Raw genomic sequence first — 9,412 nt, 5'->3', positions numbered from 1 at the left:
TACCGCTCTGGCAACGCCCAGACCGCCCACCGCGAGCAGAACCCGTCAACCCCTCGCTCACCGACCACGAAGCCATGGCCGTGTGGGACGCGATCCTCAAGTCTGTACGCATCCGCTACGGCGCCGTCGCGCCGAAGCCGGACCCATGGGCCAACTACCGCGGCCCCAGCGCTGAAGAAGCGGCCGAAAATAAACGCATCCTTGATGAGTTCATTGCCAGTTTTTCGGAGCGCAAGCCATGATCGTGGAATGGGTGTTAGCGAGGGCAAAGGGGATCATGTTCATCCTGTCTGTGGGCAACAGACTCAACAAATACGCTAGGAGCGATTCATGAAGACGGTCTGGAATTACCTCAAACGCTGGAGCCTGCCGCTGCTGCGCCAGTTCAACCAGGCGGTGCCAGTACTGGTGCTGCTGGGCATGGTGTTTTTATTGATCGCCATCTGGTGGCTGGGCCCGCAGTGGGCCTGGCGCGAGCATCAGCCGCTGAGTGCGTGGGCGATGCGCGTCTCGGCCAGCGTCGTGGTGCTGGTAGTGCCGTTGCTGATCTGGGCTTGGCGGGTGCGTGATCGTTACTACCGGCTGGAGCTTGAACGCCAACATGAGGCCGCCGTAAAGGCCGACCCAAGCCTGCCCTATATCGAGGCGCAGGAGCGGGCGCTGGACCGCAGCCTGGCCAATCTGCTGAACAACATGGAGCGCCGCCGTTCGCTCTATCAACTGCCGTGGTATCTGGTGCTGGGCGAGGAAAATGCCGGCAAGACCAGCCTGATCACCCGCTCCAATCAAAGCTTTGCTTTGTCCCATGTCACCAGGGCCGGAGTCCGGGCGCATCAGGAGGAGCAACTGGCTTATCCGGTGGATTGGTGGATCGGTGACGAGGCGGTACTGATCGACCCGCCGGGTGAGTTTCTCAGCCACCCGGAGCCGACGGCTGATAGCGTTGCGCAGGAGGGTAAAGTCAAACCGGTATTGCCCGCCGGCACTCACCCGCGTCTATGGCGACACCTGCTCGACTGGCTGGGGCGCAACCGCAGCCGTCGTGCATTGAACGGCGTGGTGCTGGTGATCGACGTGCAGGCCTTATTGGCGCAACGTCCCGAACAACGCAAGGCCCACGCCAACCTGCTGCGCACCCGGCTGTTTGAGCTGACGCGGCAATTGGGCACGCGTTTGCCGGTGTACGTGACGCTGAGCAAGTTCGACTTGTTGGAAGGCTTCGAAGAGTTCTTCGCACGGTTGTCGCGCAGTGGGCGCGAAGACCTGTTGGGCTTCACCTTCAGCTTGGACGCGGTGGATGATTTCGATGCCTGGCTGGCGGAATTGACGTGCCGATACCAACGCTTTGTCGCCCGCCTGCGCGAACAGATTTTCGACGGCGTCAGGATGTCATCTGGGCTCACCGAACGCGATCGTTTACAGGCGCTGGTGCATCAGATGGCGGGCCTACGCCCGGCATTGTTCGGCTTCCTGAGCGAAATGCTCGGCAGCGATCGTTTCACCACCCCGGCGCTGGTGCGCGGGCTGTATTTCTCCTCGGTCTTGCAGCAAGGCACCCTGAGCAACGCCTTCGTCAAAGAAGCGGGGCACGCGTATCAACTGCCGCCACCGCCCCCTGAGGTCAAGCCTGCCGGCGGCACGGCGATCTACTTTGCCCAGCAACTGTTCCAGCGGGTGATCTACCCCGAAGCAGGCCTGGCGGGCGACAACATCAAGGTGGCCCGCAATAAGCAGCGGCTGCTGATCGCCGGGTTCAGCGTTGCGTCTTTGGGCGTTTTGGTGGTCATCGCAACCTGGCAGTTTTACTTCAACATTAACCGCGACAAGGCAGCCAGTGTCTTGGCCAAGAGCCAGGATTTCAGTGGTCGAGACATCGATGCGAGGGTCGACACCACCGGTCGCAACCTGTTGGTGCCCCTGGACCAGATCCGCGATGCGGTACTGGTGTACGGCGATTACCGCGAAGCCTGGCCGCTGCTGTCGGATATCGGCTTGTACCAGGGCAGGGCGATCGGCCCGACGGTGGATGAGGCCTATCTGAACCTACTGTCCAAACGCTTCCTGCCGGCGATTGCCAGCGGTGTGCTGGACGCCATCAACGCCGCGCCCGCCGGCAGCAATCCGCAATTGGCGGCGTTGCGCGTTTACCGCATGCTTGAAGAACGCCAGAACCGCCGCCCGGCCATTGTCGAAGAATGGGTCGCCAAACAGTGGCAGCGCGCCTATCCGGGCCAGGGCCAGCTGCAGGCCGACTTGATGGGGCACCTGGACTACGCGCTTAAATACGCCGACGCCGACCTGCCGCACTACCGTGAACGCATCTCCCAAGTGCAACAGCAATTGCGCCAGCTGCCCATGGCTGAGCGGGTCTACATGAGCCTCAAACAGGACGCCCTGGAGCGCCTGCATCGCCCGCTGGACCTGCGCAATGAGGTCGGCCCGGCGTTCGATATCGTCTACCGCCCGCTGAACACCGATCAAGAGGGCAGCGGCTTGCTGCTTACGCCGCTGCTCACCGCCAAGGGCTTCAAGGACTACTTCGAGCCCGGCACCGAGGGCATTATCGAACTGGCGATGATCGACCAGTGGGTACTGGGTGAGCGGCAACGCCTGGACTACTCCGACGAAGACCGCAAAGTGCTGACCCAACGCATCCGCGCCCTGTACAGCGCCGATTACGTGGACAGCTGGCGGCGTGCGCTGAATCAGTTTGCGGTCACCGACTTCGACGACCTCAGCCACGGCGTGGCGGTGCTGGAACAAGTCACCGGCCCGGCCGCCCCCCTGCGGCGCTTGCTGGAAACCCTGCGCGACAACAGCGTGATCTACCCGTCGGTGCCGTTGGCCGAAGGGCAAGTGCCGCTCACGCTGGACAAGGTATCGGATGGCCAACAACAAGCCGCCGGAATCCGCCGCGCGTTCTCCAGCCTGGCTGAGCTGACCACTGCGCGAGGCGAGCAGCCATCCTTTTATGAGGAAACCCTGCGCTCGGTCACTGCCGTCTACGACTACGCCAAAGCCGTGCACGACAATCCCGACCCCGGCAAGGCGGCGCTGAAAACCGTACTCAGCCGCTTCTCCCTGGGCGGTGCCGACCCGATTGCCAACCTGCAACGCGTCGCCGTGGGCCTGCCCGAACCACTGAACCAGCAGGTCAAAAAGCTCGCCGACCAGACCTCACAGGTATTGGTGATTGCCGCCCTGCGCGAACTGGAAAAACGCTGGGACAGTGAAATCTACAGCTTCTACCGCGACCGTCTGGCAGGCCGCTACCCATTCAAGGCCAGCGGCGAAGACGCCTCGCTGGAAGACTTCGAAGCCTTCTTCGGCCCACAAGGCCGCCTGCAGCAGTTCCACGACCAGTACCTGAATGTGTTCCTCAAGGACAACCTCGACGCCCTGTACTCCGACAGCCTCGGCGGTTACCTGGTGCGCAGTGACGTGCTGGAACAACTGAAGAAGGCTGAGCGCATCCGCGACACCTTCTTCAACCACCGCGGCCACCTGGCCGTGCAACTCACCATCGAACCCCTGGCCCTCAGTGCCACCCGCCTGAGCAGCATGCTCAGCGTCGACGGCCAACTGATCCCCTACCAGCATGGCGCGCCGCAACGCACCGGGCTGGTGTGGCCCAACAGCCTGGGCAACACCAATGGCAGCCAGCTCACTCTGGTACACAGCACCGGCAACACCGCCAGCATGAGCTATCGCGGGCCGTGGTCGTTGTTCCGGCTGCTGAGTCGCGGGCATCTCAATGCCAGGACCGACACCAGCGTGGACCTGACCTTTGCCGTCGCCGATGGCCTGATGCGTTATCGGATTGGGGCGGAAAAGGCCAGCAATCCGATTACCCAGCGCAGTTTTGAAGGGTTTGTATTGCCGCGGACATTGCTCGAAGAGCGACCGGGCAAGACCGCTACCCAAGACGTTACGCAGCGGTAAAGGCGTTCAAGAAGGCTACTCAGTCCGCCCCTGGACCTACTGAGATCAATCCACGAAATACACAGGACTCTATGCATGGCAATCAGGCTACAACTACTGACGGAAGACCCCAAGGAAATCGAATGGGTTGAGCGTTACTGGGCAATGGACGAGGCAGGGCAATTTCTCGAAAAAGTGAGTGCGCTGAATGGCGTCGTGGAAATGGCTCAGGGCGTAACACTTATCAGCTGGATACGACAACGTTGCAGGGCCTTCGATGAGAATCAGGTGTGCCCTCAATGTGGTGAGCTGGTTGAAATTCGAAATCGGTCCGAGGCCAAGAAAGTGCCAATGCGCTGTATCAGGCTCTGCACGCGCTGCCAGGAAGATCGAGCTGCCCTGGCCCAGGAGGCTGAAAAAGCCAAAGCGGCAGAACTCGAAAAGCGACTCGCAACCTATCGTCAGAGGCAGCTCTCCAGAACGGTGGATTACACTCAGGCATCGGATGCACAGGTACTGCTTCTGTTGGCGCTGGATCGCGCCATTACACCAAGGCTGGCCAGTGGCGGTTTCACGCTAGGGGACTGTCGCGGGTTGGCGCCCCGACATGTCAGTGAATTTGTGAGTCAACTGAGTGAGGCGGGCTTGATCTTCATGGACCCTGAGAAAGCCAAGCCCGGTACTTACTACTGGCAGGGCGACGAGGTTTGGTTCAAAAGTGCGCAGGTGGTCTATTGCCTGTCACCCGATGCAGCCAATGGGAGTGGGGAAGAGGTTGTACGGTCCCTCAATGAGAGGGAATACACCGATGCTGAGGGGCTTTTCAGTCTATGGCTCGATTACTCCGTCGCGGATGTGATGGGCTATTTGCGCGACCAATGTGATGTGTATAACCATGTACTCGATGAGCAGGAATGGAACGAAATCAACAGCACCTTGCGCTCGGCATTGGAAACCTACAGTGTGGCCCAGCTCTGGTCCGTAGCCTGGAAGGTCGTCAAGGACGCCGCCAGTTTGGCCAATCGCGAGTATTACAATCGCCAAAAAGCCGCAGCGACCATTCCCGGAAAGATTCGACGGCACCTGGAGAAGGCCCGCAAGGAGTCGTTGGCGCTCAAGTGCTGGAATCGCCCCGAATACCAACCAGCGGGAACCTTGGGCATGTTGCTGGCTGAGCTGTTTGAAGTTGACGAAAGCACCAGCGGCTTGGCTGCGGCCGCGCGCATTGCCACATGCACGGGCAAGACCTGTGTCCCCACTATCGAAGCCCAACTGTATACGCCGATACGCGAGCTGATGACCAACGCTTTGGCGCTTGATGTCGGGGCTCCCGTCTTGCTGCGTTTCGCGGCGTTGATTCGTGCAGGTCATGACGTGAGCTTCGCCGTCGAGGAAATCGGGGGCTCCCTGAGAGCGTGAGCGCGACTTACCGCGAGGGCTCGGGCTCGCCGCAGGGCTTCACTCCAGCCCTTAATGCTTGAATAACTGGTTTTGTTCGGGGGAGGGTGAAGGCGGCTCCCTCACCACAACGGCCCCACCACCTGCCGATACCGCTCCAGCCCCTGGGGCGTTTCCCGCACCAGGCTGATCTCCATCGCCAACGGGTCTTCACGCCGGTTGCCACTCAACTGGCGCCAGCCTTTATCGGCTTCCCAAACCCGTACCTGCAGGTCCCTGACATCGGTCAACACCACCACTCCGTCCTTTGCCGCCGGCAATGGGAAGCGGTCCCGCGTGGGCGCTGCGGCGCGGTACAGTTGGTCGCCCTTGAGCCACCAGCGCACCCGTTGCAGGCCTTCACCCGCGACGGGTGCGCTGCGGATCACCTCCAGCCGGAAGCCCTTGCTGTCGGAGCTGCGAACCGTCACCGCCGCCAGCCCCTCGGGCTTGGCCTGGTTGTCCTCGGCGTTCAGCTCAACACTGGCGCGCAGGCTGAGGTCGCGCTGCATCTGGTTCAGCGCGCGCAGTAGCACTTCGGTCTGTTCGGTACTCGCCTGCAAGTGCTGATCGGCGCGGGTCACGCTGTCCAGCCCGCGCCAGGCGATCACGCTGACGATGGCCATGAGCATGATCGCCACCATCACTTCGATCAGGGTGAAGCCTTGCTGGGCTCGGTTCATGGCTGGCTCACCACGCGCATCAAGCCGGCGGCATCGCGCTGCAGGCTCAGGCTGTGTTGCCCGTCGGACAGCACCACGCGCAGCGGCGGGCTGATCCATTCGGCGTCGAGCACCAGGGCTTGGCGAGGTTCGATGGTGATCTGCATCGGTGTGCTTTCCCATAGGCGCGGGCGCAGTTGAGTGTCGGTCTGGAACGCCTCGACGCCGCTACCCTCATCGTTGCGGCGGCTGAAGCGAAAGCCCTTGGCATCCGCGCGCCACGTGATGGGGCGGCCATCGGCGCGTGCTTCGGCCTGGGCGATTTGCAGCAATTGGCTCAAGCGCTCGGCATCCTTGCGCAGCAAGTGCAGCGGGTCGGGCTTGATGGTCAGGCTGATGGCGGCGCTGGCGATGCCGATAATCACCAACACCACCATCAGTTCGATCAGGGTGAAGCCTTGCTGTTTCATGGCTGCTGTCCTCGAAAGGCACCTGGAACACTGGAGAGGAGTTGACATAAAAACGTGCGAATTGAGCTGTAGGCTGGTGCCACGGACAAACAGGAGGTCCCGCTCATGGCATTTACCTTTGGTGTTTCACCCGCGCACGGTGTGCAGGCATTGGCCGTGCTCGCGGCGTTGGCCGGTGTGGCGGTATGGACGCCGCTGCTGCTCACCACCGCCGAATCCCACACCCCCCAGGCGGCGCCCCAGGCCTTGGCCGCGCGCAGCGATAACCCGGCGCTGCAATGGTTTTCGAACGCCCCGACGGCCTTGCAGGTCAAGGTCACGGGGGTGCTTGCCGGTGCACGCGGCGCGGTGGCGATCCTCAGTCTCAATGACGGCCCGCCACGCAGTTTCCTGTTGGGTGAACGCCTCGGTCCCGGTGTGCGGTTGACGGCCATCGAAGGCGATGGCGTACAGATCGAGCGCGGCGGCGAGACACTGCGCGTCAACCTCGACAAGTTGCCGGACGGGCCGGCCTTGCCGCGTCTCACTCGGCCATGACCTGAGTGCTCAAGCGCGCGAGGGGCGGCGCCTCGCGGCTGGCGTCGAGTACCTGCACATCGACCTGAAACAGCCGGCCCTCGGCGTTGATGGTCTGTTCGCAGCGCAACTTCAAGCGGCCCTGGTCGCACGCGAAGGTCTTTTTGCCGTTGCGTAAATGCCCCTCCAGGCGCAATTCCGCCAGGCGACTTTGCGCGGCCAGCATCGCCATGGACTTGTCCCGCAACAGGCCATTGCTCTGGGTCATCAACCCGGCCACGCGCACGGCGGCAGCCATGGCCACGGCGATGATCGCCAGGGCCACCAGCACCTCGATCAGGGTAAAGCCTTGCTCCTTGCGACGGCGGTCCATGGCACTCTCGAAAGCCTCGAAACAGGCACGCAGACTAGCGCCGGCAGTTGACTGAATGGCGACCGAAACTCCCGAGGATTTTCAATACGACTGACATATGTTCTTGCAACACTGCGCCACGAAATGCACTCAAGCCAAGGAATGTCGAGATGGATATCGCGCGCCTGACACCCCAAACCGCCCCATTGCCAGGGCCTCGCCGCCAGCGTGGCTTCACGTTGATCGAGATCATGGTGGTGGTGGTCATCCTCGGGATCCTGGCGGCGATGGTGGTGCCCAAGGTGCTCGACCGGCCGGACCAGGCGCGGGCCACGGCGGCAAAACAGGACATTGGTGGATTGATGCAGGCATTGAAACTCTATCGCCTGGACCACGGCACTTACCCGAACATGAACCAGGGCCTGAAAGTGCTGGTGGAACGCCCGGCCGATGCGAAGAACGGCAACTGGCGCGCCTACCTCGAGCGCCTGCCCAACGACCCTTGGGGCAACCCCTATCACTACCTCAACCCGGGCGCCAACGGTGAGGTGGATGTGTTCTCGCTGGGGGCCGATGGTCAACCGGATGGCGACGGCGTGAATGCCGACATTGGTTCCTGGCAGTTGTAAGGCGCGCCATGAAACGGTATTCGCCCGCAGCGGCGAAGCAGCGCGGCATGGCGATTATCAGCGCCTTGCTGATTGCGGCGGTGGTGGCGGTGCTCGCTGGGGCGATGCTTACGCGCCAGAGCGTTTTCACCCGCAGCCTGGAGGCCGAGCAATTGCGTGTCCAGGGCCAGTGGTTGTCGCTCGGCGGCCTTGAGCGCAGCCGGCAGATGCTCTGGGAGGCGCGCCAGAAGGACGTGCTCACGCGCCTCGACCAGCCGTGGGCACGGGCCCAGGTGGGGGCGTTCGAGGGGCGGATTGACGATGAGCAAGGCAAGTTCAACCTGCGCAACCTAGTCAACCGCCAGCAGGTCGACACCGAACAATTGCAGAACTTCGAGCGCCTGTGCCGCTTGATCGGCGTCGACCCGGCGGTGAGCCGACGCATCAGCCAGCGGGTGATCGGCTCGTATGACCGCAGCGACCTGCCCGCCAAGTACCCGATGCTGCGCAGCCTCGACGATTTAAGCACTGTCGAAGGCCTCGACCCGGCGGTGTTGCGGCGTATGCAGGCGTATATCAGCGTGTTGCCCGGTATTACCTGGGTCAACGGCAATACCGCCAGCGCCGAAGTCCTCAGCGCCGTGGTGCCGCAGCTCAGCCTGGCCCAGGCCCATGGGCTGGTGGCCGAGCGCGACGGCGGGCACTGGTTTATCAACCGCGGGGATTTCGTCAACCGTCTGCACCTGCCGCAGGTGAATGTGGATGCGGTGCAGGTGGGCATTACCAGCGAATGGTTTCGCCTGCAGGGCCAGGCGCGGCGCGAGCAACGCCGGGTCACACTCGACGCGTTGCTGCATCGCCCCGAAGACCGTCAGCCGCGTGTGATCTGGTCGCGGGTGGGGGTATGAAACGCTTGCGTATCGGCTTGCCGCCGCTCGACCAGTTGACCCTGGAAAGCCCGGTGAAATTTGCCTGGCTGGAGCGCGGCGTGGTCATTCAAGAAGGCTGCGACAGCCTGACGCAACTGGGTAAAAGCCGGCAGGCGGTGGACTGCTTTCTGCATCCCCGCGACAGCGTGCTCACCAGCCTGGAACTGCCGCCGTTGCCGGCCGCGAAAACCGCCGCCGCCGTGGCCTGTGCGGCGCAGGCGCTGATCCTCGGCCCGGTGGACAGCATGCACGTGGCCCACGGCCCGCGCGAAATCGATGGGCGCGTGCAGGTGGGCTGGGTGCCCAAGGCTGGCGTGGAGCGGCTGGGCCAGGTATTGACGCAGGCGCAGCTCAAACTGCGCGGCCTGTACCCGGCGCCCTATGCCTTGCCGGTGGGCGCTGCGGCATTGGACGAAGGGTACCTGTTGACGCGCGACAGTCTGCAACAAGCGGCCGTGCACCCGTTGGGGTTGCAGGCCCTGGAGGTGCCCCTGGTGGACGCGGCGCAGCGCTGGAG

10 protein-coding genes are annotated in these 9,412 nt (G+C 62.8%); 7 read left to right on the top strand and 3 right to left on the bottom strand.

What is annotated here, in order from left to right:
- From WBR57_RS00185 to WBR57_RS00175, 3 genes are all read left to right on the top strand, one after another.
- Positions 1-242: T6SS immunity protein Tli4 family protein (locus WBR57_RS00185; RefSeq protein ID WP_424081031.1), on the top strand; the 242-nt coding region annotated here is incomplete at its 5' end.
- Positions 243-330: 88 nt separating this feature from the next.
- Positions 331-3,942, top strand: a complete 3,612-nt coding sequence (gene tssM / locus WBR57_RS00180; protein ID WP_424081029.1) for a type VI secretion system membrane subunit TssM — start codon at positions 331-333, stop codon at positions 3,940-3,942.
- A 75-nt stretch (positions 3,943-4,017) separates the two neighbouring features.
- Complete coding sequence (locus WBR57_RS00175; RefSeq protein WP_424081027.1) at positions 4,018-5,340, top strand: hypothetical protein; 1,323 nt, start codon at positions 4,018-4,020, stop codon at positions 5,338-5,340.
- Between the two features lie 101 nt (positions 5,341-5,441).
- Here WBR57_RS00175 and WBR57_RS00170 read toward each other — a convergent pair whose 3' ends face one another.
- Positions 5,442-6,041 (bottom strand): type II secretion system protein GspJ, encoded by a 600-nt coding sequence (locus WBR57_RS00170; protein WP_424081025.1) that lies wholly within the window; start codon positions 6,039-6,041, stop codon positions 5,442-5,444.
- On the bottom strand, positions 6,038-6,490 hold the full coding sequence (gene gspH / locus WBR57_RS00165) for a type II secretion system minor pseudopilin GspH (RefSeq protein ID WP_424081023.1): 453 nt from the start codon (positions 6,488-6,490) through the stop codon (positions 6,038-6,040). Before gspH ends, WBR57_RS00170 begins: the two co-directional genes overlap by 4 nt.
- 105 nt (positions 6,491-6,595) lie before the next feature.
- Between gspH and WBR57_RS00160 the strand changes: the two genes are divergently transcribed.
- A complete protein-coding gene (locus tag WBR57_RS00160) occupies positions 6,596-7,027 on the top strand; it encodes a type II secretion system protein N (RefSeq protein ID WP_424081021.1) in 432 nt (143 codons plus the stop codon).
- On the opposite strand, the gene gspI is transcribed toward WBR57_RS00160, so the two are convergent.
- Positions 7,014-7,379, bottom strand: coding sequence for a type II secretion system minor pseudopilin GspI (gspI, locus tag WBR57_RS00155; protein WP_424081019.1), 366 nt, complete (start codon positions 7,377-7,379; stop codon positions 7,014-7,016). The two genes, WBR57_RS00160 and gspI, sit on opposite strands and share 14 nt — an antisense overlap.
- A 149-nt stretch (positions 7,380-7,528) precedes the next feature.
- On the opposite strand from gspI, the gene gspG reads away from it, so the two are divergent.
- The 3 genes from gspG to gspL all read left to right on the top strand — a co-directional run.
- On the top strand, positions 7,529-7,987 hold the full coding sequence (gspG, locus tag WBR57_RS00150; protein WP_424081017.1) for a type II secretion system major pseudopilin GspG: 459 nt from the start codon (positions 7,529-7,531) through the stop codon (positions 7,985-7,987).
- Positions 7,988-7,995: 8 nt separating this feature from the next.
- The gene (gene gspK / locus WBR57_RS00145) at positions 7,996-8,874 is read left to right on the top strand and encodes a type II secretion system minor pseudopilin GspK (RefSeq protein WP_424081015.1); all 879 of its coding nucleotides are present in this window, start codon (positions 7,996-7,998) and stop codon (positions 8,872-8,874) included.
- A partial coding sequence (gene gspL, locus WBR57_RS00140; RefSeq protein ID WP_424081013.1) for a type II secretion system protein GspL occupies positions 8,871-9,412 on the top strand: 542 nt, incomplete at its 3' end. The genes gspK and gspL, both read left to right, overlap by 4 nt.

The sequence above is a fragment of the Pseudomonas sp. genome, assembly GCF_049590575.1.
In the GTDB taxonomy this organism is placed as follows: Bacteria; Pseudomonadota; Gammaproteobacteria; order Pseudomonadales; family Pseudomonadaceae; genus Aquipseudomonas.
Note: the sequence above shows the minus strand (reverse complement) of the source record. Positions and strands in the feature narration are given on the sequence as shown.

Coding starts and splice junctions, on each gene's coding strand:
- WBR57_RS00170 (WP_424081025.1), bottom strand. CDS start 6,041: ATGAACCGAGCCCAGCAAGGCTTCACCCTGATCGAAGTGATGGTGGCG.
- WBR57_RS00160 (WP_424081021.1), top strand. CDS start 6,596: ATGGCATTTACCTTTGGTGTTTCACCCGCGCACGGTGTGCAGGCATTG.
- tssM (WP_424081029.1), top strand. CDS start 331: ATGAAGACGGTCTGGAATTACCTCAAACGCTGGAGCCTGCCGCTGCTG.
- gspK (WP_424081015.1), top strand. CDS start 7,996: ATGAAACGGTATTCGCCCGCAGCGGCGAAGCAGCGCGGCATGGCGATT.
- gspG (WP_424081017.1), top strand. CDS start 7,529: ATGGATATCGCGCGCCTGACACCCCAAACCGCCCCATTGCCAGGGCCT.
- WBR57_RS00175 (WP_424081027.1), top strand. CDS start 4,018: ATGGCAATCAGGCTACAACTACTGACGGAAGACCCCAAGGAAATCGAA.
- gspH (WP_424081023.1), bottom strand. CDS start 6,490: ATGAAACAGCAAGGCTTCACCCTGATCGAACTGATGGTGGTGTTGGTG.
- gspI (WP_424081019.1), bottom strand. CDS start 7,379: ATGGACCGCCGTCGCAAGGAGCAAGGCTTTACCCTGATCGAGGTGCTG.